A 25,219-nucleotide genomic window follows, 5' to 3' on the forward strand; every position below is an offset into this window, starting at 1 on the left:
GTTCCGTCCTCCTCTTGTCGCGCTCATTGTCACCCGGGGCCTCGGGCGGGTGGCGTGCCGGGGCGTACGGTGTTCTCGACAGACCGGCGGCCTGGGGCGACACTTGTGCGGCCCCCCGTGGCCCCGGCTTCAGGCCCAAGAGGAAGGTGTCCGCGTGCCCCGCCGCAGAATCGGCTTCTGGTACCGCTTCGCCGCGGTGATCTGCAAACCGCCGCTGGTGGTTCTGCTCAGGCGGGACTGGCGTGGAATGGAGCACATTCCGGCAGAGGGTGGATTTATCACCGCGGTGAACCACAATTCGCACATCGATCCCTTCGCTTACGCGCACTTTCAGTACAACACCGGGCGCGTCCCGCGATTCCTCGCGAAGAGCGGGCTTTTCAAGAAGGGATTCGTCGGAGCCGCGATGCGGGGCACCGGGCAGATCCCCGTCTACCGCGAGAGCACGGACGCGCTGAGCGCCTTCCGGGCCGCGATCGACGCCGTGGACCGGGGGGAATGTGTCGCCTTCTATCCCGAGGGCACCCTCACCCGCGACCCGGACGGCTGGCCCATGACCGGCAAGACCGGGGCCGCACGCGTCGCCCTGCAGACCAAGTGCCCGGTGATCCCCGTCGCGCAGTGGGGCTGCAACGAGTTGCTGCCGCCGTACGCGAAGAAGCCGCATCTGCTGCCGCGCAAGACGCACCGCGTGCTCGCCGGGCCGCCCGTGGACCTCGCGCGGTTCTACGACCGGGACATGACCGCGGAGCTGCTGAAGGAGGCCACGGAGGTCATCATGGCCGCCGTCACCGAACAGCTGGAGCTGATCCGCGGCGAGAAGGCGCCGGAGACGCCGTACGACCCGCGCAGGGAGCGGATCGAGCAGCGGCGCCGCACCCAGACGCAGACGCACCAGAAGTCCGGACAGACCGTGCAGGAAGAGGGGCTGGGCAAGTGAGCAAGCCGGTCAAGGCGGCGGTCCTGAGCGCCGGTTCGTGGGGTACCGCCTTCGGCATGGTGCTCGCCGACGCGGGGTGCGAGGTCACCCTGTGGGCGCGCCGCCCCGAGGTCGTGGAGGCGATCAACTCCACGCGGACCAATCCCGACTACTTCCCGGGCGTCGAGCTCCCGGAGAACGTACGGGCCACCGCCGATCCCGCCGAGGCCGCCGCGGACGCCGACTTCACGGTCCTGTCGGTGCCCTCGCAGACCCTGCGCGGCAACCTCGCCGAGTGGAGCCCGCTGCTGGCCCCGGACACGGTCCTGGTGTCGCTGATGAAGGGCGTGGAACTCGGCTCCGCGATGCGGATGAGCGAGGTCATCGACGACGTCGCCAAGGTCGGCCCGGACCGGATCGCCGTGGTGACGGGGCCCAATCTGGCCCGGGAGATCGCCGCGCGGATGCCGGCCGCGGCCGTGGTCGCCTGCACCGACGAGGTCGTCGCCCAGCGGCTCCAGGCCGCCTGCCACACGCCGTACTTCCGCCCGTACACCAATACGGACGTGGTGGGTTGCGAACTGGGCGGAGCCGTGAAGAACGTCATCGGCCTCGCCGTCGGCATCGCGGACGGCATGGGCCTCGGCGACAACGCCAAGGGCTCCCTCATCACCCGCGGCCTCGCCGAGACCACCCGGCTCGGCATGGCGCTCGGCGCCGATCCGCTGACTTTCTCCGGACTCGCGGGCCTCGGCGACCTGGTGGCCACCTGCTCCTCGCCGCTGTCGCGCAACCACACCTTCGGCACCAACCTCGGCAAGGGCATGACCCTCCAGGAGACCATCGCGGTCACCAAGCAGACCGCCGAGGGCGTCAAGTCCTGCGAGTCGGTGCTCGATCTGGCCCGCCGGCACGGCGTCGACATGCCGATCACGGAGACGGTCGTCGGGATCGTGCACGAGGGCAAGCCCCCGGTGGTGGCGCTCAAGGAGCTGATGTCGCGCAGCGCGAAGCCCGAACGACGCTGAGCGACGCGAGGCCGACGGCGCTTACCAGTGGCCCTACCAACGGGTACTCTCAACCCGATATGAGCACCGAGAACCTCCCCCAGAGCCCCGAGCAGCCGCCTCGCAAGCCGCGTGTGGCCGTCGTGTTCGGCGGGCGCAGCTCCGAACACGGGATCTCCGTGGTCACCGCCGGCGCCGTCCTCAAGGCCATCGACCGGACGAAGTACGACGTCCTGCCGATCGGCATCACCCAGGACGGGCGTTGGGCGCTCACGGCGGACGAACCGGAGCGGATGGCGATCGTCGACCGGCGCCCGCCGAGCGTCGACCTGCTCGCCGAGTCGGCCGAGGGAGCGGTGATCCTCCCGGTCGACCCCGCCAGCCGCGAAGTCGTCTACAGCGAGCCGGGATCGGTCCCCAAGGCGCTCGGCGAGGTCGACGTGGTCTTCCCGGTGCTGCACGGCCCCTACGGCGAGGACGGCACCCTCCAAGGGCTCCTGGAGCTCTCCGGCGTCCCGTACGTGGGTTCGGGTGTGCTCGCCTCGGCCGTGGGCCAGGACAAGGAGTACATGAAGCGGGTGTTCACCTCGTTCGGGCTGAAGGTCGGCCCGTACGTGGTGGTCCGGCCGCGTGAGTGGGAGCAGGACCAGGCTGCTTCCCGCAAGAAGATCGTCGACTTCGCCGGCGAGCACGGCTGGCCGTTGTTCGTGAAGCCCTCGCGGGCCGGTTCGTCGATCGGCATCACCAAGGTCGACGACCTCTCCGGTCTCGACGAGGCCATCGCCGAGGCCCAGCGGCACGACCCGAAGATCCTCGTGGAGGCCGCGCTGCGCGGCCGCGAGATCGAGTGCGGTGTCCTGGAGTTCGAGGACGGCCCCAGGGCCTCCCTCCCCGCCGAGATCCCCTCGCCCGAGACGCACGCGTACTACGACTTCGAGGCCAAGTACATCGACTCCACCCCGGGGCTCGTCCCGGCGCCCCTCACCCCGCAGGAGACGGCCGAGGTTCAGCGCCTGGCGGTCGACGCGTTCGACGCGGCGTCCTGCGAGGGCCTGGTCCGCGCGGACTTCTTCCTCACCGAGGACGGCGAGTTCGTGATCAACGAGATCAACACGATGCCCGGCTTCACGCCCATCTCGATGTACCCGCAGATGTGGCAGGCGAGCGGGGTGAGCTACCCGGAGCTGATCGACCTGCTGGTGCAGGCGGCACTGCGCAGGTCGACGGGCCTGCGCTGAATCATCGACGCCCGGCGCTCAGGAGGCGATCCCCTCGGGGATCGCCTTCTTCACGGCCTCAGCCAGATCGATCAGCACACCCGAGCTGTCCGCGCCCTTCGGCGCCCGGACCTCGACGTACGCCTCGCGGTTGGCGGTGGTGAACCGGTACCCGCCGCCGCCCTCGCTCTCCATCAGCCAGTCGACGCCGTTCACACCCCCGGCGACCGCATCCGGATCCCGCCCGTCCGCCACCTTCGGGTCGACCATCTTCGGCGGCTGCGGCACACCGCAGCGAAGTATGATCGCCGGGCTGCCCCAGCCCGCCGTCAGCGCCGACGCGGGCTCGGGATCCGCACGGCGCTCACCGTCCACCTTCGCGGGCAGTACCTTGTCCAGGTTCCGGCACAGTTCCGCGACCTTCGCGTCCGGACTGGGAACCGCCGCCGACGCGCTGTCGTCTGCTGAGGAGCAGCCCGCAACAGTGATCAACAGCGCGACAGCGGGCAGGCGGAACACGCGGAAGACACAACGGTGCCGGTGACGGAAGAAGTTCACCGGCACAGGGTAGACGGGGGCTACAGATGGACGACCGGGCAGGTCAGGGTGCGGGTGATGCCGTCCACCTGCTGGACCTTGGCGACCACCATGCGGCCGAGATCGTCGACGGTGTCGGCCTGGGCCCGCACGATGACGTCGTAGGGTCCCGTCACGTCCTCGGCCTGGATGATCCCAGGGATCTTGCTGATCGTCTCGGCGACGACCGAGGCCTTCCCGACCTCGGTCTGGATCAGGATGTACGCCTGTACCACGGAACCTCCAGGGCGGCCACGAGGATCATGTGGGGAAAAGGAACGCCACGGTATCGCGTCGCCGCTCGCCGCGGGGAGACCTGCGGGGACCGGGATGTGCGCGCCGGGGCGCAGGTCCGGCAGAACGTCACGGTCACTTCGACCGTAGCGAGGACCGAGATGCCTCGCGACCGGGCACGGACAGGGACAGAAGGGGAGAAAGGGCAATGAAGGGCACTGTTGGTGAGCTCGGTGAGTTCGGGCTCATCAGGGAGCTCACCTCCCGTCTGACCACCACCCCGGCGGTCCGGGTCGGCCCCGGCGACGACGCCGCCGTGGTGGCAGCGCCCGACCGCAGGGTCGTGGCAAGCACGGACATCCTGGTGGAGGGCCGGCACTTCCGGCGGGACTGGTCGACGGCCTACGACGTGGGCCGCAAGGCGGCCGCGCAGAACCTCGCCGACATCGCCGCCATGGGCGCCGTACCGACCGCGCTGCTGCTCGGTCTGGTCGTCCCGGCCGAGCTGCCGGTGGCCTGGCCGAGCGAGCTGATGGACGGCCTGCGCGACGAATGCCAGGTGGCGGGCGCCGCCGTGGTCGGCGGTGACGTCGTACGCGGTGACTCGATCATGGTGTCGATCACCGCGCTCGGCGATCTGCGCAACCAGGAGCCGGTGACGCGGGCGGGCGCCCAGCCCGGCGACCTCGTCGCGGTGACCGGCTGGCTGGGCTGGTCGGCCGCCGGGTACGCGGTGCTGTCCCGGGGGTTCCGCTCGCCGCGGGCGTTCGTGGAGGCGCACCGGCGGCCCGAGCCGCCGTACCACGCGGGTCCCGCCGCCGCCGGGCTCGGGGCGACCGCGATGTGCGACGTCAGCGACGGGCTGATCGCGGACCTGGGGCACATCGCCGAGGCGAGCAAGGTGCGGATCGACATCCGCTCCGGCGCGATCGACATCCCGTCCCAGATGAACGACATCGGGCAGGCCGTCGGCGTCGACCCCATGCAGTGGGTGCTGACCGGGGGAGAGGACCACGCGATCGTGGCGACGTTCCCGCCGGACGTGAAGCTGCCCGCCCGCTGGAAGGTCATCGGCGAGGTGCTCAACCCCTCGGCGCTGCCCCAGGTGACGGTCGACGGGGCGCCGTGGACCAGCAAGGGCGGCTGGGACCACTTCGGGGACATAGAGTCATGATCCCGGGCGTCCTCACGGTGGCGGGCTCCGACTCCGGCGGAGGCGCGGGCATCCAGGCCGACCTCAAGACCATGCTCGCCCTCGGCGTGCACGGCATGAGCGTCGTGACGGCGGTGACCGCGCAGAACTCCCTCGGCGTGCAGGGGGCTTGGGAACTGCCCGTGGAGGCCGTACGGGCCCAGTACCGCAGTGTCGTCGACGACATCGGCGTCCAAGCGGTCAAGACCGGGATGCTGGCCTCCGCGGAACTCGTGGAGGCGGTCGCCGAGTTGATCGCGGGGACGGACGCCCCGGCGGTCGTCGACCCGGTCGGCGTCTCCAAGCACGGCGACGCCCTGCTCGCCGCCTCCGCGCTGGACTCGGTCCGTTCGAAGCTGCTTCCGGTGGCGACGGTCGCCACGCCGAACCTCGACGAGGTGGCCCAGATCACCGGAGTGCGGGTCGAGTCGGAGCGGGAGATGCGCCGGGCCGCGGCGGCCGTGCTGGAGTACGGGCCGCGCTGGGTGCTGATCAAGGGCGGACACCTGCCCGGGGACGCCGTCGATCTGCTCACCGACGGCTCCGAGGAGCACTGGCTGCGGGCGCCGCGGCACGACAACCGCCACACCCACGGCACCGGCTGTACGCTCGCCTCGGCGATCGCCTCCGGGCTCGCCAAGGGGCGGTCCGTGCCGGAGGCGGTGGCGATGGCGAAGGAGTACGTCACGGGGGCCGTCGCGGCCGGGTTCGCGCTCGGCGGGGGGATCGGGCCGGTGGATCACGGCTGGCGCTTCCGCGGTGACGTATAGCAACCGGGGTGCGGTGGCATCGCCACCGCACCCCGGTCAGGTCTCACAGGCACGGCAAAGAGCCGGCCCACCCAGAGGTGGACCGGCTTTGCAGCGAACCAGCAGTGGTTGCGCGCTAGCTGAGCGTCAGCGCGAGACCTTGCCGGCCTTGATGCACGAGGTGCAAGCGTTCACGCGCTTCGGCGTCCCGCCCACCACGGTACGCACACGCTGGATGTTCGGGTTCCAGCGACGGGGCGTACGGCGGTGCGAGTGCGAGATGTTGTTGCCGAAGCCCGGCCCCTTGCCGCAGACGTCGCAGTTGGCAGCCACGGGTCACTCCAAAGACTTCAGATGCACTTACGGTTGATCCCGGCAGGCCGGGATCCAGATTCTCGGGCTCTGAACGAGCCGGTCGAAATCTGAGTGGCGTTGCCAGGGGGAAGGCCCGATCAGATCGGGCAACCGGAGCAGCATACAACGGCTGCACCCGTAGAGCGAAACTACCATGGCAGCTCAGGGGCCCGGCCCCTCCCTCTTCCGGCCGGCACCGCCCCGGGGTCTACGCTGCGAGCCACGTCCAGCAGCTCAGGGAGGCGTAGTGGCGCAGGTGCCGCAGACATTCTTCGATGCTCTCGCGGTGCGCACCTGGTGCGGTCTCGCGCTCGAGACACTGGGGCGGGCGCGTGAGGAGATCGACGCGATCAACGTCTATCCGGTGGCGGACGGCGACACCGGCACCAATCTGTATCTGACGGTGGAGTCGGCGGTCGCGGCGGTCGAGGCGGTGTTCGCGGGGCACGCGGCGGGGGCCGAAGCCGCGGTGGGTGCCGGGAGCGCGGGTGCCGGGGGCGCGGACATCGGGGTCGCGGGAGCCGCGGGAGCGGACGCCGGGGGCGCGGGAGCCGGGGGGACGGACACCGGGGGCGCGGGAGAGCCGACGCTCGCCGACGCCGCCCGGGCGATGGCGCACGGCGCCCTGATCGGCGCTCGCGGGAACTCCGGGACGATCCTCGCCCAGCTGCTGCGCGGCATGGCCCAGGTGCTGGCCGACGACGACACCGCCCGGGCCGACGGCCGGTGCCTGCGGCTCGCCCTGCGGCACGCGGCCGACTCCGCCCGCCGGGCCGTCGCCCACCCCGTCGAGGGCACCGTCCTCACGGTCGCCTCGGCCGCCGCCGACGCGGCCCACGGCGCGGAGGGCGACTGCGGGACCGTGGCCCGTGCGGCCTACGACGGAGCCCGCACGGCACTTGCCGCGACCCCGGGCCAGCTGCCCGTCCTGGAACGCGCCGGGGTGGTCGACGCCGGCGGGCGGGGACTGGTCGCGGTGCTCGGGGCGCTGGTGGAGACGTTCACGGGGGAGAGGGCGCGGGCGGTGGCGGCAAGCGCGTGCATGGGGCCCGCCGTGGTTCCCCACGCGCGCGTGGACCCGGCCGAAGGCCAGGTCCTCGCCGACGGCCACGCCCCGGCCGACGGCGCCCCGGGGGAGTGCGCCGACAGCGCCGCCGCCGTGCCGGGTCAGGAGGGGCCCGCTTTCGAGGTGATCTACCTGCTGGAGGCCGAGGACGCGGCCGTGGAGCGGCTGCGGGGGCGACTCGACGCTCTCGGGGACTCCCTCGTCGTGGTCGGCGGGGACGGGCTGTGGAACGTCCACGTCCATGTCGACGACGCGGGCGCCGCCGTCGAGGCCGGCATCGAGGCCGGGCGGCCCCACCGCATCCGCATCACCCACTTCGGCGCCGGCGACGTGCACACCACCGGGGCCGAGCGACCGCCCCGGGAACGCGCCCAGCGGGCCGTCGTGGCCGTCGTGCCCGGCGAGGGGCTGGCCGGGCTGTACGCCGAGGCCGGGGCGACGGCCGTGCTCGCCCGCCCCGGGGAGCCGCCCGCGAGCGGCGAGCTCGTCCAGGCCGTACGGCGGGCCCACGCGCGCGAGGTCGTGCTGCTGCCCAACGACGCCGACCTGCGCCACACCGCCGCGGCGGCCGCCGAGCAGGTCCGCACGGAGGGCATCCGGGTGGCCCTGATCCCGACCCGCTCGGCGGTCCAGGGCATCGCGGCGCTGGCCGTGCACGAGCCGGACCGCCGCTTCGACGAGGACGTCGTGTCCATGACCTCCGCCGCCGGGGCCACCCGCTACGCCGAGGTCACCGTCGCCGAACGCCAGTCCTGGACGATGGCCGGCATCTGCCAGGCCGGTGACGTCCTGGGCCTGATCGACGGGGACGTGGCCGTGATCGGATCGGACCTCGCGGTGACGGCCGAGACCGTCCTGGACCGCATGCTCTCGGCCGGGGGCGAGATGGTCACCCTGGTCCTCGGCGACGACGTCCCCGACACCGTCGCCGGGCGCCTGGAGAGCCGGGTCCGCGAGGGGTACCTCGCCGTCGACACGGTCGTCTACCGGGGCGGACGGCAGGGGGCCCTGCTCCTCATCGGCGTGGAGTAGGGCGGGCCTTCCGCGTGGGGCGTGCGGCAGGCCGGCGCCTCCTCACTGCGACCGCTCCGTCAACAGGCGGAGCAGTTGCTCCGCCTCCGCCCGGCGGGCCCGCACCGCCTCGCCGCCCCCGACGCCCGTCACCGCGCCGTCGTACCCCTCGTACGCCGCCAGCACCGCACGCGCGCGTGCCACCGCGTCGGCGGGGCGGTCCAAGTCGGCCTCCAGCCGGCCCGCGGCCAGTTCCGCGCCGGTGCGGCTGTGCAGGGCGCCGTCCCCGAGGGAGGCGAACACGCTCACTGCCTGGACCGCTTGGGCCAGCGCCTCCTCGAACCGGTCCCGGACCGAGGCGTCTTCGGCGTCCTCGACGGCGGAGCGGGTCAGCAGGTCACCGAACTGTCCGTGCGTGTGCCCGAGTTCGGCGACGAGCTGCTGCCGGGAGTCCTCGTCGGGCGCCGCTTCCCGTGCCGCCTCGCACTCCCGGACCGCTTCCGTCATCAGGCTGCGCGCCTCGTCCAGCCCGTCCTCCGCCCGCAGGGCCAGCCAGGCGCGGGCGCGCAGGGAGCGGATCAGGCCGTGGGCGTTGCCGAGCGCGCGCCACAGGTCGCCCGCGCGGGCGTAGGCCCGGTTCGCCTCGGCCGCCAGTCCGGCCTGCCCGAGGGACTCCCCGGCCAGATGGGCGAGGGTCGCGTGGTCGTGCTGTTCGGGCCAGTGCCGGGCGATCTCGGCAGCTTGCAGGCGCCGTTCGGCGGCGGCGCGGTGCTCGCCGAGCTCGCTCAGACAGTCACCGAGCCACCACTTGGCCTGCACGACCGCCCCGTCGCCGTGCGTCTCGGCGGTCAGGTCGGGCAGGGCCGCCTCCAACACCTCCGCGGCCTCGGCCCACCGGCCCTGCCGCAGCAGGAACCCGCCGAGCTGCTGTCGCGCCCAGGCACCCAGCGTCGCCGACTCGCCCGCCTCGTCGGCCCAGTGGGCGGCCTCCAGGGCATGCTCGGCTGCCTCCACGGCGTCACCCCGGCCGCCCACGACCTCCCCGAGCTGGAGGTGCAGCTGGGCCCGCCCGGGCGCCTCCAGCTGCTGTCCGCCGTGCTCCAGGGCCGCCCGCAGCGCCCGTTCCGCCTCCGCCACGTCGCCGAGGTGGTGGGCGAGGGAGGCCAGCCGGGCCTCGTACTCCACCGCGAACCACGGCAGCCCCGCCGCGACGAACGCCGACGCGCCCCGCGCGAACAGCTCCGCGGCCGTCTCCAGATCCCCGGCCAGCCCCGCCAGCTCCCCGAGCATGGCCTGCGCCTCGGCGACCCGCGCGGCCAGCCGCACGTCCTGGCCGGTCCGCCCGTCGACGAGTGCGAGGACCTCCCGCACGGCGGCCTCGGCCTCGGCGAGGACCGCCCCGTCGCCCTCACCGTCGTGCGCGCGGCGCGTCAGGATCCGCGCCCGGCTCATCACGACGGACGCCGTCTGCCGTATCCCCGTGCCGTCGGCGGCGTACAGCGCGAGGACCTCGTCGTAGAGGCCGGTCACCGCCACGGCGGCGCCGTCCACGTCACCCGCGAGCGCACGGACGTACGCCCCACGCGCGCGTGCCGCCAGGGCCTCGCCCGGGTCGCCCGCCTCCGCGTAGAGCCCGGCGGCCCGTTCGAAGAGGCCGGCCCCCTCGGGGCCGAGGGCCATCGCCTCGTGGTCGGCCATCTCGGCACGGTCGCGCGGGTCCAGCTCGACGCCCTCCGCGGCCTCGGCGGCCGCCGCCCACGCCTCCACGGCGTTCGGCCGCAGGTGGTCCGACAGCCGCCGTGCCTCGGCCAGCAGCGCGGGCAGATCCGGCTGCCCGGTGACGGGAACCGGAGCCGCGGCGGGAACGGGCGGGGGAGCCGGGCGTACCGACCGCACGCCCAGCGGCAGCCGTTCCACCAGCGGTTGCCGGGCCATACGCGCGCGTGCCCGCTCGCTCACGTGCGCTGTGCCGTTGCGTTCGTCGAAGCGCGCCGCCAGGGCGAGGGCCTCCCCGCGCGCGTGCGAGGAGAGTTCGCGGGCGGTCCACTCCCGTCCGGCCGGACCCGGCACCTGCCGGTCGCCCAGCCCGAGCACGGTCAGCCGGTGCATGAGCAGGGCCACCACGCTCATGAAGTCCAGCCTGCTGCGCGGCTGCCCGTCGTCCGTGAAGTACGCCGGACGCTCCGCGAGCAGCTCCAGCCCCCGCGCCTCGTTGCCGGTCAGCGCGCAGAACTCCACGTGGTCCGCGTACGCGCCGCGCATGCTCTCCATCGCCCGGACGAGCCGGAAGCCCCGCAGATGGCAGGCCCGGGCCTCGTCGAGGCGGCCCAGCCGCAACAGCGGCACCAGACAGGACGCGAGGGCCGTGTGCGGCTCGTGGGCGCAGGTGTACTCGCCCTCCAGCACCGGCCGCCACAGGTCCAGCGCCTCGGCGTCCCGCCCCTGCTCCGCCTGCCACCAGCCCTGGCCGTGCAGCTCGCAGGCGTGGCAGTCGGCCATGACGTCCCGGTCGGCGGCCAGCCACGCGGCGTACGCCCGCTCGGCCCGCGCCACGTCCCCGACATGCGCGGCCACACTGTGCTCGGCGCTTCGCACGGCCCGCTCGGAGTGCCCGGCGAGCCGGTAGCGGTGCTCCATCTCGCCGAGCCACTTCTCGATCGACGCCAGCGGGATGTGCGGCTGGTCGAGCATGCCGGCCGAGACCCATTTGAAGACCCAGTGCAGCGAGTGGGTCTCGTACTCGTCGAAGTCCTCGGGCCGTTCGTCCCACATGCGCAGCAGCCGCGCGAAGGGGACGAACATCTTCCCCTTCTCGGAGCTGTAGTTGTAGACCTTCAGCTGGTGCCCGAGCGCCTCGATCACGGCGAGCGGGATGTTCAGCTTCTCGGCCGCCGTCAGCAGCTCCTCCGCGCGCGTGTTGCGGGCCGGCCCCTCCGGCTGCTCGGAGTTCTCCGCCATCGCCGCGCGCAGGGCGTCGAAGTCCGTGATCTCGCTCATGCCTGACCGTCCTCGCTGTGCGTGGCCCACTCCAGGAGACCGATGAACGCGCGGTTGAGCAGCGCCGAGTCGGCCGGCCTGAGCGGCCGCTGCGCCATCAGCAGGGCCTGCCCGTACAGCGACTCCGCGGCCGTGCCGATCAGCTCCGGGTCGGGCAGCGCGCTGATCCGCCGCACGAGCGGGTTGAGATGGTTCAGCACCAGACGCGCGCGGGCGCTGCCCCGCAGGGAGCCGAGAATGCCCGCCCACAGGTCGTCGGCCCGCGCCTCGGCGTCCGCCCGGGCCTGCTCGTGCCGGGCGTCCCGGTCGTCGAGGTGCAGCGCGGGCACGGACAGCGGGTGGAAGGCCCGCAGCACGACGTCACAGCCCAGCGGGTCGAGCCGGGCCCGGGCCGCCGCCAGGAAGCCCGACAGGGCCAGCTCCTCGGCCGGGTCGACCGCGTCCAGATGCGCGGTGACCGTCTCCGCGTCCAGCTCGGCGACCACGGTGCCCGGCCGCACCGACGGCAGCGCCTGCACCAGCTCGCTGTCGTAGGTGTAGCCGCCGTTGATCACGCCGATGCCCTGCGCGGACGCGATCGGCGCGACCTGCCGGTACTCCTCGACGGTCCGCGTGAAGTGCACCACCGGGTGCCGCTGCGCGAACTCCTCCAGGGACAGCCGCCCGTCGGTCGTCTCGAACGGCAGCCATGGCAGCATCGTGCGCAGCATCTCCCGGTCGTGCCGGGCCAGCGACTTCACACCCAGATGGTGCACCGAGAGGAACGCGGCCAGCCGCTCCGGATCACCGGCCGCCAGCCCCGTGAGCCAGGCCTGGATCCGCTCGCCCAGCGCCTCCCGCACCCCGGCCAGCGTCTCGTCCTCGTACAGCGCCTCGCGGGACGCTGTGGGGCGCAGACTGTCCGTGTCGAGCACGCAGCGCACGAAGAACGCCCAGTCGGGCAGCAGTTGTTCCGCCCGCTCGGTCAGCAGCATGCCCTTCAGGTGCACCCGGTGACCGGCGCGCTGGGCCGGGCTCACCGCCGACGGCAGCACATACGCCACCCCGCGGATGCCGGCCAGCGGCACGGACAGGTCGATCGTGTCCAGCGGGGTGAAGCCGAACTGGTCGTGGCAGTGCCGGGCGAGGGCGACGCGGCGCGCGGCCGGGCCCGGATACGGCCGGTCCCAGGGCGCCGGAAGGTCGGTGACCGCCTCGTCGCCGACCCGGACGTCGTACGGCAGCAGCGATCCGAAGTCCCGGGCCAGCGCGGCGACCCGCTCGGGCGCGAGCCACTCCGCGGCCCCCGCCCGGGCCACCAGATGCACGGTCGTGCCCGGTTCGGGCCGCTCGGCGTCCGGCAGCGTCCGCACGGTGTAGGAACCGTCGTCGGACGCCGTCCACTCCACCGGCGGCGCCCCGGGCGTACGGGCGCTGCGGCTGACGACGCGGATCCGCTCCGCGACCACGAAACAGGCCAGCAGCCCGATGCCGAACTGCCCCAGGAAGTCGGACCGGGCCTCCTCCAGCCCCTCGGCGCGCTTGGAACTGCGCCCGATGGTGGCCAGCAGACTGTGCACGTCCGCCTCGCTGAGCCCCACGCCGGTGTCCTCGACACGCAGGGCGCCGCCCTCGGCGTACAGCCGCACCCGGGCAGGGGCGCCGGGCTCGTCCGCGCGTCTGGCGGTGACGGCGTCCACGGCGTTCTGCAGCAGCTCGCGCAGATACACCTTGGGACTGGAGTAGAGGTGGTGGGAGAGCAGGTCCACCAGACCACGCAGGTCGACCTGGAACGTATGAGGTGACTGGGGCGAAGGGGAGGGCTGGGATGCCTGTGAGGTCTGGGAGTCCATCTTCACGGCGCCGGTGGGGGGACTCGCGACGGCGCGGGGTCGGGCGGTCCCGGTGGGGCGGTGACCGCGAAAGAGGGCCGGGAGCGCGTCATCCTAAGGCCCGAACCAGCCGCCTGACCAGGGGTTTCCGGGATCTTTACGGCGATCCGGCCGCGGCCTGGAAGCCATTGTCAGTGGCGTGGTGTGCAATGGATCTCGTGCCCGCCCTGGAAGAACCCCTGCGACAACCGCTGAAGTCGGTGCTCGGCCCCGCCACCGCGAAGGTGATGGCCGAGCACCTCGGCCTGCTCACGGTCGGCGACCTCCTCCACCACTACCCGCGCAGATACGAGGAGCGCGGCCAGCTCACCCACCTCGCCGACCTCCCCATGGACGAGCACGTCACGGTGGTCGCGCAGGTCGCCGACGCCCGCCTGCACACCTTCGCCTCCGCCAAGGCCCCGCGCGGCAAGGGCCAGCGCCTGGAGGTCACGATCACGGACGGCAGCGGCCGGCTCCAACTGGTCTTCTTCGGCGCGGGCGTCCACAAGCCCCACAAGGAACTCCTGCCGGGCACCCGCGCGATGTTCGCGGGCAAGGTCTCCGTCTTCAATCGTCGCCTCCAACTCGCACACCCGGCCTACGAGTTGCTGCGCGGTACCGCCGACGATCCCGCGGAGTCCGTCGAGACCTGGGCGGGCGCCCTGATTCCGATCTACCCCGCCACCGCCAAGCTCGAGTCCTGGAAGATCGGCAAGGCGATCCAGACGGTGCTGCCCACCGCCCAGGAGGCCGTCGACCCGCTCCCGGACACCCTGCGCGAGGGCCGCGGCCTGGTCCCGCTCCCCGAAGCCCTCCTCAAGATCCACCGCCCGCACACCAAGGCCGACATCGAGGACGCCCGCTCCCGCCTCAAGTGGGACGAGGCCTTCGTCCTCCAGGTCGCCCTGGCCCGCCGCCGCCACGCGGACGCCCAACTCCCCGCCGTCCCCCGCAAGCCGGCCCCCGACGGCCTCCTCACCGCCTTCGACGCCCGCCTCCCCTTCACCCTCACCGACGGCCAGCAGCGCGTCTCGAGAGAGATCTTCGACGATCTGGCCACCGACCATCCGATGCACCGGCTCTTGCAGGGGGAGGTCGGTTCGGGCAAGGCCCAGCCCCTCGACGCGCAGGTGCTCACACCTTCGGGCTTCCGCCGCATGGGAGATCTGCGGGTGGGTGACGAGGTGGTGGTGCCGGACGGAGGCATCGGGCTGATCGATGGTGTCTTCCCGCAGGGTGAGCGCGATGTGTGGCGCTTGGTCCTGTCCGACGGGAGTTCCGTCGAGTGCGACGACGAGCATCTCTGGATCGTCGGCACGAGTTGTGGTTGGCACCGTGGCCAGACTTCCAAGGTCATGACAACACGGGAGATCCGTCTCGACACGTTCAAGGCCGACGGGTCCTCTAAGTGGTACATCCCGCCTGCGCAGCCGGTCGACCTCGGCGGTGACGACGGGCTGCCCCTCGACCCTTACCTGATCGGGCTGCTGTTGGGGGATGGTTCATTCCGGCACAATCTCCGTCTTTCCACCATCGACGACGAGACCCGTGAGGCGGTGGCGGCGGCAGTGGCGCCTGATTGCCGGCTGGTACCGGTGAAGGGGTCCCACTGTGACTACACGATCCAGCTCAAGCAACGTGCTGGAGGCGTGCGGAATCCGGTCATCCAGGTCTTGCGCGAGTTGGGCCTCTGGGGAAGGACGTCCCACGACAAGTTCGTCCCTCCGGCTTTCAAAAACGCTTCGATCAAGGACCGTCTCGCCGTCCTGCAAGGGCTCCTGGACACGGGCGGCACCGTCCAGGCCGACGGCCTGAGCATCTCCCTTTGCTCGGCTTCACGCCGGCTCGCGGAGGACGTCGCATGGCTCGTGCGCTCTTTGGGCGGCCGGGCACGCGTCCTGCCGAAGAAAGCCGCGTACAACGTGCAGGTGTCGCTGCCGGACGCGTATGCCCCGTTCCGGCTCACCCGCAAAGCAGATCGCGTGCGTCCGAGGCCGAAGGACAACACGTTCCGGCGCGGCATCCGGGCGGTCGAGTACGTGGGGCGGAAGCCCGTCCAGTGCATCCGCGTCGCCCACCCCAGCCATGCCTACGTCACCGACAACTTCACGGTCACCCACAACACCATGGTCGCCCTGCGCGCCATGCTCGCCGTGGTCGACGCGGGCGGGCAGGCCGCCATGCTCGCGCCCACCGAAGTGCTCGCGCAGCAGCACCACCGGTCCATCGTGGAGATGATGGGCGAGCTGGCCGAGGGCGGCATGCTGGGCGGGGCCGAGCAGGCCACCAAGGTCGCGCTGCTCACCGGTTCCATGGGAGCGGCCGCGCGGCGGCACGCCCTGCTCGACCTCACCACCGGCGAGGCCGGCATCGTCATCGGCACGCACGCGCTGATCGAGGACAAGGTGCAGTTCCACGATCTGGGTCTGGTCGTGGTCGACGAACAGCACCGCTTCGGCGTCGAGCAGCGCGACGCCCTGCGCGGCAAGGGCAAACAGCCCCCGCATCTGCTGGTCATGACCGCCACGCCCATTCCGCGCACGGTCGCCATGACCGTCTTCGGCGACCTGGAGACCTCCGTCCTCGACCAGCTGCCGGCCGGCCGCTCGCCGATCGCCAGCCATGTGGTCCCGGCCGCCGACAAGCCCCACTTCCTGTCCCGCGCGTGGGAAAGGGTCCGCGAGGAGGTGGAGAACGGCCACCAGGCGTACGTGGTCTGCCCCCGTATCGGTGACGAGGAGGACGACCCCAAGAAGTCCGCCAAGAAGAAGTCCCCGGAGGACGAGGCGGAGAAGCGTCCGCCCCTCGCCGTCCTCGACGTGGCCGACCAGCTGGTCAAGGGCCCCCTCCAAGGCCTCCGGGTCGAGGCCCTGCACGGCAGGATGCACCCCGACGACAAGGACGCCGTCATGCGCCGCTTCGCCGCGGGCGAGACCCACGTCCTGGTCGCCACGACGGTCATCGAGGTCGGCGTCAACGTCCCCAACGCCACCGCCATGGTGATCATGGACGCCGACCGCTTCGGCGTCTCCCAGCTCCACCAGCTGCGCGGCCGCGTCGGCCGTGGCTCGGCCCCCGGACTCTGCCTCCTGGTCACCGAGATGCCCGAGGCGAGCCCGGCCCGCCAGCGCCTGGGCGCGGTCGCCGCCACCCTGGACGGCTTCGAGCTCTCCCGCATCGACCTGGAGCAGCGCCGCGAGGGCGACGTCCTCGGCCAGGCCCAGTCGGGCGCCAGGACCTCCCTGAAGGTCCTCGCCGTCATCGAGGACGAGGAGATCATCGCGGAGGCGAGAGAGGAGGCGACGGCGGTAGTGGCCGCCGACCCGGAGCTGACCCACCTGCCCGCGCTCCGGACGGCATTGGACGCCCTTTTGGACGAGGAGAGGGAGCAGTACTTGGAAAAGGGGTGAGTGACGCCCACCCAGGGGCGCGGGGCGTAATCCATATGCGGCTACCGCCGCGAGGGCACGACCAGCCACACTGATACCTGAAGCCGCCCACGACCAAGGACCGAAGATGACCCGCGTGATCGCCGGCACAGCCGGCGGACGTCGACTCGCCGTACCGCCCGGCACCGGCACCCGCCCCACCTCCGACCGCGCACGCGAAGGCCTCTTCTCCACCTGGCGATCCCTCCTCGGCGGCCCCCTGGACGGCGATCGCGTCCTCGACCTCTACGCGGGATCAGGAGCCGTCGGCCTGGAGGCCCTCTCCCGAGGCGCCGGACACACCCTCCTCGTCGAAGCCGACGCCAAAGCCGTCCGAACGGTCCGCGAGAACGTCAAGAACCTCGGCCTCCCCGGCGCCGAAGTCAGATCGGGCAAAGCGGAACAGATCATCCGCACGACACCCCCGGGCGATCCCTACGACCTCGTCTTCCTCGACCCCCCGTACGCCGTCACGGACGACGATCTTCGGGAGATCCTCCTCACACTCCGCACCGAGGGCTGGCTCGCCGAGGAAGCCCTCGTCACCGTGGAGCGCAGCACCAGAGGCGGCGAATTCCGGTGGCCCGCAGGCTTCGAACCCCTGAGGGCCCGTCGCTACGGCGAGGGAACGTTTTGGTACGGTCGCGCCGCCTCTACGTGCGATGACGCACGATGACCGGACCGGAGAGCGAGGGATCACAAGTGCGCCGCGCCGTCTGTCCCGGGTCGTTCGACCCCATCACCAACGGACACCTCGACATCATCTCCCGCGCCTCCAGGCTGTATGACGAGGTCTACGTCGCGGTGATGATCAACCAGGCCAAGAAGGGCCTGTTCGAGATCGAGGAGCGGATCGACCTGATCCGCCGGGTCACCGCCGAGTACGGCAACGTCCGCGTGGAGGCCTTCCACGGCCTGCTCGTCGACTTCTGCAAGCAGCGCGACATCCCCGCCATCGTCAAGGGCCTGCGCGCGGTCAGCGACTTCGACTACGAGCTGCAGATGGCACAGATGAACAACGGCCTCTCGGGCGTGGAGACCCTCTTCATCCCCACCAACCCCACCTACAGCTTCCTGTCGTCCTCCCTGGTCAAGGAGGTCGCGACCTGGGGCGGCGACGTCTCCCACCTGGTCCCGGCCGAGGTCCTCGGTGAGCTCACCGAGCGCCTGAGGAGGGACTGAACCGGCCCCTGGCGTCCCGTCGGGGCCTGACTGCCCGTCACCCGGTGTCCGGCGTGGACCCCATGGCCTTACAGTCGTCCCGTCCGTCTCCAACGCATCTGTAGAGAGTGGCGAGCACACGGTGGACGTGCAGAAGAAGCTCGACGAGATCGTCTCCGCGGTCTCCGGCGCCAGGTCCATGCCCATGTCGGCCTCGTGCGTGGTCAACCGCGCCGACCTGCTCGCGCTGCTGGAGGAGGTGCGCGCGGCCCTGCCCGACTCCCTCGCCCAGGCCCAGGAGCTGATCGGCGGCCGCGAGCAGATGGTCGAGCAGGCCCGCCACGAGGCCCAGCAGATCATCGAGAGCGCGCACGCCGAGCGGGGCTCGCTGATCTCCGGCACCGAGGTCGCCCGCCGCTCCCAGGCCGAGGCCGACCGGATCCTCGCCGAGGCCCGCCAGGAGGCCGAGGAGATCCGCGCCGAGGCCGACGAGTACGTCGACTCCAAGCTCGCCAACTTCGAGGTCGTCCTCACCAAGACCCTGGGCTCCGTCGGCCGCGGCCGCGAGAAGCTCCTGGGCACCGGCCCCGGCGTCGACGAGCAGGGCTACGAGGACGAGGACGCCCCCGAGCGCAGCCACGACCCGGAGACCCAGCGCCGCAGCGCCGACGAGTACGTCGACGTCAAGCTGGGTGCCTTCGAGGCGGTCCTCGCCAAGACGCTGGAGGCCGTCGGCCGCGGCCGCCAGAAACTGCACGGCCGCATCGCCACCGACGACCTCGGTGCCCTCGCGGGTGACGCGGGCACCGTCCAGCACTCCAGCGACGCCGACTACCTCGCCGACCTGGCCGCCCTCGCCGAGCAGGAGACCCCGGCCGGGCAACCCGCCCACCAGCAGGACTACGCACAGCCGGCGTACGCCCCGGCCGCCGGCTACGCCCCGGCGGGAGGCGACCCGGTCCAGCAGCAGGATCCGTACGGCGGCTACCCGCAGCAGGCCTACGCGGCCCAGCAGGACCCCTACGGCTACCAGCACGCCGATCCCTACGCGTACCAGGGCTACGACCCCCAGCAGGCTGCCTACGACCCGAACCAGGCCCAGCAGCAGGGCCAGCAGCAGGGCCACCACGCCCAGCAGGGGTATGCCCTCGACGAGACCAGTCTCTTCGACACCGGCATGATCAGCGCCGAGCAGTTGCGGGCCTACGAGCAGGGTCGCGGCCAGGGCTGAGCACCGGATTGGGCCGACAGCGAAAGGTCCAGTATCCTGGCTCTTCGGTCGCGCGTACGTCCGCGATCAACGCTGCCCGGGAACACCGAAGGGCAGCATCCCCCGAGCTCACCAGATCGAAAGCAGGAATGGCCCTGAACGCCCGCCTCGACCACCGCAACCCCCTCGTGTTCGACACGCACGAGCTGGGCCGGCGGCCTGGTGCGCTGCAGCGCCTGACCCGCACGGTCGACGCTCCCACGGACCTCGGTATCAAGGGAGTCATCGGAGTGCCGGAAGGCGCCCCGGTGGAGCTCGAACTCCGCCTGGAGTCGGTCATGGAAGGGGTGCTCGTCACAGGCACCGCCCGTGCCGCGGCCGAGGGGGAGTGCGTAAGGTGTCTGGAGCCGCTCGAGCAAGAGCTCGCAGCGGAGTTCCAGGAGATGTTCTCGTACCCTGACGCCGACGACCGGGGCCGCGTGATCGCGGAACCGGGCGACGACGCCGAGGACGACGAGGACAGGCTCTTCCTCGAGGACGGCTTGTTCGACCTCGAGCCCGTGCTGCGTGATGCGGTGGTGCTCGCACTGCCGATGCAGCCGGTGTGCCGGGAAGACTGCCCCGGTCTGTGCGCCGAGTGTGGCGCGCGGCTGGCGGACGACCCGGACCACCACCACGACGCCGTCGACATCCGTTGGGCGGCATTGCAGGGACTCGCCGGCACCATGAAGGACGGCGAGAAGGACGAGATGAGCGGCGCCGAAGCGGAAGCGGGCGTCGACGAGAAGCAGGAGAAGTAGCCGTGGCTGTTCCGAAGCGGAAGATGTCGCGCAGCAACACGCGCCACCGCCGGTCGCAGTGGAAGGCTGCGGTCCCCACCCTGGTTGCGTGCGAGCGCTGCCACGAGCCCAAGCAGCAGCACATCGCGTGCCCGTCTTGCGGCACCTACAACAAGCGCCAGGTCCTCGAGGTCTGAGCGGCTGGTGAGAGGCACTGTGTCCACGCCAAAGAACAAGTCTTCCCGTGCGAGCGGGAGTGCTCCGGCGGACAACCAGGCCTCGTCCCACACGCTTCTGGAAGGGCGGCTCGGCTACAAGCTCGAGTCCGCCCTTCTGGTGCGCGCACTGACCCACCGGTCGTACGCATACGAGAACGGCGGTCTGCCGACCAACGAGCGCCTGGAGTTCCTCGGGGACTCCGTCCTCGGCCTCGTGGTCACGGACACGCTGTACCGCACCCACCCCGACCTCCCAGAAGGCCAGTTGGCCAAGCTGCGGGCCGCGGTGGTCAACTCGCGTGCGCTCGCCGAGGTGGGCCGCGGGCTCGACCTGGGCTCCTTCATCCGGCTCGGCCGGGGTGAAGAGGGCACGGGCGGCCGGGACAAGGCGTCCATCCTCGCCGACACGCTGGAAGCGGTGATCGGCGCGGTCTACCTCGACCAGGGACTGGAAGCGGCGGCGGAGCTGGTGCACCGCTTGTTCGACCCCCTGATCGAAAAGTCTTCGAACCTCGGAGCCGGCCTGGACTGGAAGACCAGTCTCCAGGAGCTCACCGCGACCGAGGGGCTCGGTGTTCCCGAGTACCTGGTCACGGAGACCGGCCCCGACCATGAGAAGACCTTCACTGCTGCCGCCCGCGTCGGAGGCGTCTCGTACGGCACCGGCACCGGCCGCAGCAAGAAGGAGGCGGAGCAGCAGGCCGCCGAGTCCGCATGGCGGTCCATCCGGGCCGCCGCGGACGAGCGTGCCAAGGCGGCGAAGGCCGCCGAGGAGACGCAGACGGCAGCTGCTCACGCCGCCCGGACGGTCACCGACGGCTCCGCCGACGGCTGACCGCCGCCGCCCCTCTCCGGGGGCGGCACGCACAGCGCACCCGAGCGCCCGCCCCTGCCCGGGGCGGGCGCTCGCGTCATCCACAGGTATGTGACGGGGGACCCCATGCCCGAGTTGCCCGAGGTCGAGGTCGTACGGCGCGGTCTCGAGCGGTGGGTCGCCCACCGGACCGTCGCCGAGGCCGAGGTGCTGCACCCGCGTGCCGTGCGCCGCCATCTCGCGGGCGCGGACGACTTCGCGCATCGACTCAAGGGCCACCGCATCGGCGTGCCCAGCCGCCGCGGCAAGTATCTGTGGCTGCCCCTGGAGGACACGGACCAGTCGATCCTGGCCCACCTCGGCATGAGCGGCCAGCTGCTGGTGCAGCCGCACACGGCCCCGGACGAGAAGCACCTGCGCATCCGCGTCCGCTTCACGGACCCCCTGGACACCGAACTCCGTTTCGTCGACCAGCGCACCTTCGGCGGCCTCTCGCTGCACGAGACCACCCCCGACGGCCTGCCCGACGTCATCGCGCACATCGCCCGGGACCCGCTCGACGAGCTCTTCGACGACGAGGCCTTCCACCAGGCGCTGCGCCGCAAGCGGTCCACGATCAAGCGGGCCCTGCTGGACCAGTCGCTGATCAGCGGCGTCGGCAACATCTACGCGGACGAGGCCCTGTGGCGCGCCCGCATCCACTACGAGCGTCCGACCGCCACCTTCACGCGCCCGCGCACCCTGATGCTCCTGGGCCATGTGCGGGACGTGATGAACGCGGCCCTCTCGGTGGGCGGCACCAGCTTCGACAGCCTGTACGTCAACGTCAACGGCGAGTCGGGGTACTTCGACCGGTCGCTCGACGCGTACGGCCGTGAGGGCCTGCCCTGCCGGCGCTGCGGCACGCCCCTGCGACGGCGGCCGTGGATGAACCGGTCGAGCTACTACTGCCCGACGTGCCAGCGGCCGCCGCGGATCACGCCCTAGCGGAGTCGTACCGCTCGCGCGCCGTCAGGACCTCGTCCATGCTGCCCTCCACGAAGTGGATCAGGGCGAGCAGCCGCTCGGCCACCTGGTGCCCCAGCGGCGTCAGTTCGTAGTCCACCCGGGGCGGGTTGGTCGGCTGGGCCTCGCGGTGGACGAGGCCGTCGCGCTCCAGGGCGTGCAGCGTCTGGGACAGCATCTTCTCGCTCACCCCGTCGACGCGGCGGCGCAGCTCGTTGAAGCGCAACGAGCCCTCGTACAGGGCGCCGAGCGTGAGGCCGCCCCAGCGGCCCATGACGTGCTCCAGCGTGCCGCGCGACGGACAGGCCTTGGCGAACACGTTGTACGGGAGGTCGTCGAGCCCCTCCGTGAGCTCCTGGGTGGTGGTCATGTGCCCAGCCTACGCCAGCACAGCGCTAACCGACAGGTTGCACTAACTAGAAGTTAGTGCTTTCCTGTGGTCATCGTCAGCGACCTGCCTACTTCAGGAGTTCTCACGTGACCACCCCTGTCGTCTCCCTCGCCTACCACTCCGGCTACGGCCACACCGCCGTGATCGCCGAGGCCGTCCGTACCGGTGCCGTCGAGGCCGGAGCCGAGGTGCATCTGATCAAGGTCGACGAGATCACCGAGGAGCAGTGGGCGGTCCTGGACCGCTCGGACGCCATCGTGTTCGGCTCGCCGACCTACATGGGCACCGCGTCCGGCGCCTTCCACGTCTTCGCGGAGGCCACCTCGAAGCGCTGGGCCACCCAGGCCTGGAAGGACAAGCTGGCCGCGGGCTTCACCAACTCCGCGTCCAAGAGCGGCGACAAGCTGCACACCCTGCAGTACTTCCAGATCCTCGCCGCGCAGCTCGGCATGCACTGGGTCAACCTCGGCCTGCTCCCGGGCTGGAACAGCAGCACCGGCTCCGAGCACGACCTGAACCGCCTGGGCGTCTTCACCGGCGCGGCCGCTCAGACCAACGCCGACGAGGGCCCGGACGCCGTCCACAAGGCCGACATCGCCACCGCCGAACAGCTGGGCCGGCGCGTGGCGGAGACGGCCAGGGTGTTCCTCAAGGGCCTGGCCGCCGCCTGAGCGTCGTCGGCAGGGCTCAGTAGCCGAAGTTCTGCGTCCACCAGGGGCCGCCGGAGCCGAGCTCGACTCCGACGCCCAGCGTCTTGAAGTCGCAGTTCAGTATGTTGGCGCGGTGGCCGGGGCTGTTCATCCAGGCGTCCATCACAGCCGCGGCGTCGGCCTGGCCGCGGGCGATGTTCTCGCCGCCGAGATTGGATATCCCGGCCTTCTCGGCCCGGTCCCAGGGGGTGCGGCCGTCCGGGTCGGTGTGGTCGAAGAAGCCCCGCGCGGCCATGTCCTCGCTGTAGCTCTGGGCCAGCGCCGTCAGGGCGCTGTTGGCGGCGACCGGGCTGCAGCCCACCTTGGCCCGCTCCTCGTTCACGAGGCTGAGGACCTGGGCCGCCGCGGAGGACTCCCCGGACAGGGCGGCGGAAGCGCTGGGTGCCTTCGGTGCCTTCGTGGCCGTACGCGAGGGCGTGTTGTCCGGCTTCTCGCTCGGAGTGGCCGCCGGCGCCTTCTTCTCCGGGGTCTCCTCCGGCTTCTCCCGCGTCTTCTCCGGCTTCTCCGGCGTCTTCGTCGGCGCGGCCGACGACTTCGAGGCGGACGGCGACGGCGAGCCGGAACGCTCGGCGTCGCGGCTGGTGGGCGTCTCGCCCCGGCTGTCGGCGCTGCCGGAGGTGCCGCCCTGCTCGATCGGGGTGTTCGTCGGCGTGTCCCCGGCCTGGACCTTGTCGGCCCCGCCGCCTCCGCCGAGCTTGTAGTTGTCGAGGCCGGGCACGGCGCCGGTGGCGACCGCGACCGTGCCGAGGGCGACGGCGGCGGAGACGCCGAGCAGCCCGGTGCGCATCGGCCGGGCGGCCTTCTTGCGGCGGCGGTGCGAACCGGCACGCCGTGCGCCGCCGTCGGGAGTGAATCCGTCGCTCGCGAATCCGTCGCTCGCGAATCCGTCGCTCGCGAAGACGGCCGTGTCGTCGTAGCGGTCTCCCGCGGCGGACGCCTCATTCCCGAACAGGTAGGCCTCGGTCTTCGCGTAGCTGCCGGCGTACGCCTCCGGGTTCAGATAGGGCGCGATGCCCATCGTCGGGGCGTCGTCCGCGGCGGGGTGCAGCGGATCGTGGCCCCCCGCGAAGCCGTCGGCGTGGGTGATTCCCGTGGCGCGGCCCGTGGCGGCGCGGCCGGCGTCCGAGCGTCGGTGGCGTCCCATGTCCTGGCCTTCCTCGTCCTGGCGGTCGACTCGTCCTCGAGATCAACACCAAACTCACCCGATCGTGTGAGTTTCATATGAGATTCGTTGAGGGGGGACGGTACCGCATGGCGCAAGTGGAGGAAGTGCCCGGAGAGAGTTTGGGCGGTTAGGTTGCAGTCATGAGCGAGGATGTGCGACTGGTCGCCTGGGTGCGGGGACGCGTCCAAGGTGTGGGTTTCCGCTGGTTCACGCGGGCCAAGGCTTTGGAGATCGGCGGCCTGAGTGGCTTTGCTCTCAATTTGGGCGACGGCCGGGTGCAAGTGGTCGCCGAGGGCGGGCGCGAGGGTTGTGAAGGCCTGTTGGATTGGCTCCAGGGTGACGACACGCCCGGGCGCGTGGACGGCGTCACCGAGATCTGGGACACACCTCGCGGCGGCTACGACGGCTTCGCCATCCGGTGATCACTCCCGCCGGACGGCCCCCGGGGCCGCCCGCGGACGGGCCACAGACGGCCGTCCCGGACGGAAACTCGCTGGTGATTGCCAGAACCGCTTGCCTTGGCCCGCTCCACACGCAAGGATGATCGCCACGCCCCGAGGGCCCCGTAGAAGCCGCGGTACGGCCGTTCCAGGCCGCGCGTGCCCGGGTCGCCCCCCAATACGGGGCGTGATCGTGTTGACCGTCAAACTTTTTGGTGAGACGCTGAAAGCCCCGCGCACCTTAGCTGTTTGGCATGGCTGAACGGCAGCACAACTCCAGGCCCTGCCAAAACCGCGGGTGCGAATCCCTCACGACCCACACCGCAGCGGTCGGTCACGCATTGTGGAGGACCATCCATCATGGCAAAGGCGCTTCTCGGTTACGTCGGCGGCTCCGACCCGCGACTCCTCGCCGAGATGCGACGGCTCCAGCAGCGCGTCCAGGACCTGGAATCCGAGCTCGGACGAATCCAGGCGGAGAACGAAGCGCTGACGGCTGCCGCTTCTCACGACAGGATCATGGAGAGCGTTGACGCACACCAGGCGGAGCCTGCGCTCACCTGATCACTGCACCGCTCCACAACAGCACAGCAGTGGTTGGGCCGCCCGTCACAACCGCCTAGTTGTCAGAAGTGCAAGGGACGCCCTGTCGGCGTCCCTTCTTTCTTGCCCCCGCATCCTTTCACCGTCTTTAACGTCTGATGTGCCCTGCGCGTTCAACGG

24 protein-coding genes are annotated in these 25,219 nt (G+C 71.6%); 17 read left to right on the top strand and 7 right to left on the bottom strand.

Going from position 1 to position 25,219, the window contains the following annotated elements; translation table 11 throughout:
* Positions 1–154: 154 nt before the first annotated feature.
* Genes QOL88_RS28155 through QOL88_RS28165 form a run of 3 tightly spaced genes read left to right on the top strand, consistent with a single transcriptional unit; the run spans position 155 to position 3,164 of the window.
* Complete coding sequence (locus tag QOL88_RS28155; RefSeq protein ID WP_097220953.1) at positions 155–940, top strand: lysophospholipid acyltransferase family protein; 786 nt, start codon at positions 155–157, stop codon at positions 938–940.
* Complete coding sequence (locus QOL88_RS28160; RefSeq protein ID WP_097220955.1) at positions 937–1,947, top strand: NAD(P)H-dependent glycerol-3-phosphate dehydrogenase; 1,011 nt, start codon at positions 937–939, stop codon at positions 1,945–1,947. The genes QOL88_RS28155 and QOL88_RS28160 overlap by 4 nt, the downstream gene beginning before the upstream one ends.
* A gap of 59 nt (positions 1,948–2,006) precedes the next feature.
* Positions 2,007–3,164, top strand: coding sequence for a D-alanine--D-alanine ligase family protein (locus tag QOL88_RS28165; RefSeq protein WP_097220957.1), 1,158 nt, complete (start codon positions 2,007–2,009; stop codon positions 3,162–3,164).
* An 18-nt stretch (positions 3,165–3,182) separates the two neighbouring features.
* On the opposite strand, the gene QOL88_RS28170 is transcribed toward QOL88_RS28165, so the two are convergent.
* Together QOL88_RS28170 and QOL88_RS28175 are read right to left on the bottom strand one after the other, a co-directional pair.
* On the bottom strand, positions 3,183–3,701 hold the full coding sequence (locus QOL88_RS28170; protein WP_179878985.1) for a DUF3515 domain-containing protein: 519 nt from the start codon (positions 3,699–3,701) through the stop codon (positions 3,183–3,185).
* Positions 3,702–3,721: 20 nt separating this feature from the next.
* The gene (locus QOL88_RS28175; RefSeq protein ID WP_031106939.1) at positions 3,722–3,955 is read right to left on the bottom strand and encodes an Lrp/AsnC family transcriptional regulator; all 234 of its coding nucleotides are present in this window, start codon (positions 3,953–3,955) and stop codon (positions 3,722–3,724) included.
* A gap of 206 nt (positions 3,956–4,161) precedes the next feature.
* Between QOL88_RS28175 and QOL88_RS28180 the strand changes: the two genes are divergently transcribed.
* On the top strand, positions 4,162–5,127 hold the full coding sequence (locus tag QOL88_RS28180) for a thiamine-phosphate kinase (protein WP_097220959.1): 966 nt from the start codon (positions 4,162–4,164) through the stop codon (positions 5,125–5,127).
* Positions 5,124–5,915 carry a bifunctional hydroxymethylpyrimidine kinase/phosphomethylpyrimidine kinase gene (gene thiD, locus QOL88_RS28185; RefSeq protein ID WP_097220961.1) on the top strand — a complete coding sequence of 264 codons (792 nt, stop codon included), beginning with the start codon at positions 5,124–5,126 and terminating at the stop codon, positions 5,913–5,915. Before QOL88_RS28180 ends, thiD begins: the two co-directional genes overlap by 4 nt.
* A gap of 126 nt (positions 5,916–6,041) precedes the next feature.
* Here the strand turns inward: thiD and rpmB are convergent, their stop codons facing one another.
* A complete protein-coding gene (gene rpmB, locus QOL88_RS28190; protein WP_004924906.1) occupies positions 6,042–6,227 on the bottom strand; it encodes a 50S ribosomal protein L28 in 186 nt (61 codons plus the stop codon).
* Positions 6,228–6,495: 268 nt separating this feature from the next.
* Here rpmB and QOL88_RS28195 point away from each other — a divergent pair, with 268 nt between their 5' ends.
* On the top strand, positions 6,496–8,346 hold the full coding sequence (locus QOL88_RS28195) for a DAK2 domain-containing protein (protein ID WP_097220964.1): 1,851 nt from the start codon (positions 6,496–6,498) through the stop codon (positions 8,344–8,346).
* 42 nt (positions 8,347–8,388) lie between these two features.
* On the opposite strand, the gene QOL88_RS28200 is transcribed toward QOL88_RS28195, so the two are convergent.
* A complete protein-coding gene (locus QOL88_RS28200; RefSeq protein WP_097220967.1) occupies positions 8,389–11,322 on the bottom strand; it encodes a hypothetical protein in 2,934 nt (977 codons plus the stop codon).
* Complete coding sequence (locus QOL88_RS28205) at positions 11,319–13,154, bottom strand: HSP90 family protein (protein WP_097223219.1); 1,836 nt, start codon at positions 13,152–13,154, stop codon at positions 11,319–11,321. The genes QOL88_RS28200 and QOL88_RS28205 overlap by 4 nt, the downstream gene beginning before the upstream one ends.
* A gap of 188 nt (positions 13,155–13,342) precedes the next feature.
* Here QOL88_RS28205 and QOL88_RS28210 point away from each other — a divergent pair, with 188 nt between their 5' ends.
* The 8 genes from QOL88_RS28210 to mutM all read left to right on the top strand — a co-directional run bounded on the left by QOL88_RS28210 (position 13,343) and on the right by mutM (position 21,772).
* Positions 13,343–16,585: a helicase-related protein gene (locus tag QOL88_RS28210; protein ID WP_097220969.1), complete on the top strand. Its 3,243-nt coding sequence runs from the start codon at positions 13,343–13,345 to the stop codon at positions 16,583–16,585.
* 106 nt (positions 16,586–16,691) lie between these two features.
* Positions 16,692–17,279, top strand: coding sequence for a 16S rRNA (guanine(966)-N(2))-methyltransferase RsmD (gene rsmD / locus QOL88_RS28215; RefSeq protein ID WP_097220971.1), 588 nt, complete (start codon positions 16,692–16,694; stop codon positions 17,277–17,279).
* 26 nt (positions 17,280–17,305) lie between these two features.
* Positions 17,306–17,785 carry a pantetheine-phosphate adenylyltransferase gene (coaD, locus tag QOL88_RS28220; RefSeq protein ID WP_097220973.1) on the top strand — a complete coding sequence of 160 codons (480 nt, stop codon included), beginning with the start codon at positions 17,306–17,308 and terminating at the stop codon, positions 17,783–17,785.
* Positions 17,786–17,906: 121 nt separating this feature from the next.
* Positions 17,907–18,995, top strand: a complete 1,089-nt coding sequence (locus QOL88_RS28225; protein WP_097220975.1) for an ATP synthase subunit B family protein — start codon at positions 17,907–17,909, stop codon at positions 18,993–18,995.
* A gap of 128 nt (positions 18,996–19,123) precedes the next feature.
* Complete coding sequence (locus QOL88_RS28230) at positions 19,124–19,774, top strand: YceD family protein (protein WP_097220977.1); 651 nt, start codon at positions 19,124–19,126, stop codon at positions 19,772–19,774.
* Positions 19,775–19,776: 2 nt separating this feature from the next.
* Positions 19,777–19,950, top strand: coding sequence for a 50S ribosomal protein L32 (gene rpmF / locus QOL88_RS28235; protein ID WP_003951102.1), 174 nt, complete (start codon positions 19,777–19,779; stop codon positions 19,948–19,950).
* A 7-nt stretch (positions 19,951–19,957) separates the two neighbouring features.
* On the top strand, positions 19,958–20,806 hold the full coding sequence (gene rnc / locus QOL88_RS28240) for a ribonuclease III (RefSeq protein ID WP_097220980.1): 849 nt from the start codon (positions 19,958–19,960) through the stop codon (positions 20,804–20,806).
* A 105-nt stretch (positions 20,807–20,911) separates the two neighbouring features.
* A complete protein-coding gene (mutM, locus tag QOL88_RS28245) occupies positions 20,912–21,772 on the top strand; it encodes a bifunctional DNA-formamidopyrimidine glycosylase/DNA-(apurinic or apyrimidinic site) lyase (protein WP_097220983.1) in 861 nt (286 codons plus the stop codon).
* Here mutM and QOL88_RS28250 read toward each other — a convergent pair.
* Positions 21,762–22,160, bottom strand: coding sequence for a winged helix-turn-helix transcriptional regulator (locus tag QOL88_RS28250; protein WP_097220986.1), 399 nt, complete (start codon positions 22,158–22,160; stop codon positions 21,762–21,764). The two genes, mutM and QOL88_RS28250, sit on opposite strands and share 11 nt — an antisense overlap.
* Before the next feature lie 107 nt (positions 22,161–22,267).
* On the opposite strand from QOL88_RS28250, the gene QOL88_RS28255 reads away from it, so the two are divergent.
* Positions 22,268–22,852 (top strand): flavodoxin family protein, encoded by a 585-nt coding sequence (locus QOL88_RS28255; RefSeq protein WP_097220988.1) that lies wholly within the window; start codon positions 22,268–22,270, stop codon positions 22,850–22,852.
* Between the two features lie 16 nt (positions 22,853–22,868).
* Here QOL88_RS28255 and QOL88_RS28260 read toward each other — a convergent pair whose 3' ends face one another.
* Positions 22,869–24,035: a CAP domain-containing protein gene (locus QOL88_RS28260; RefSeq protein ID WP_097220990.1), complete on the bottom strand. Its 1,167-nt coding sequence runs from the start codon at positions 24,033–24,035 to the stop codon at positions 22,869–22,871.
* Positions 24,036–24,196: 161 nt separating this feature from the next.
* On the opposite strand from QOL88_RS28260, the gene QOL88_RS28265 reads away from it, so the two are divergent.
* Both QOL88_RS28265 and QOL88_RS28270 read left to right on the top strand, forming a co-directional pair.
* Complete coding sequence (locus QOL88_RS28265; protein ID WP_097220992.1) at positions 24,197–24,478, top strand: acylphosphatase; 282 nt, start codon at positions 24,197–24,199, stop codon at positions 24,476–24,478.
* A 378-nt stretch (positions 24,479–24,856) separates the two neighbouring features.
* Positions 24,857–25,060 carry a hypothetical protein gene (locus QOL88_RS28270; protein WP_030852030.1) on the top strand — a complete coding sequence of 68 codons (204 nt, stop codon included), beginning with the start codon at positions 24,857–24,859 and terminating at the stop codon, positions 25,058–25,060.
* Positions 25,061–25,219: the final 159 nt, after the last annotated feature.

Origin of the sequence: Streptomyces sp. Ag82_O1-12, assembly GCF_900182715.1 — a bacterium.
Lineage (GTDB): Bacteria > Actinomycetota > Actinomycetes > Streptomycetales > Streptomycetaceae > Streptomyces > Streptomyces massasporeus.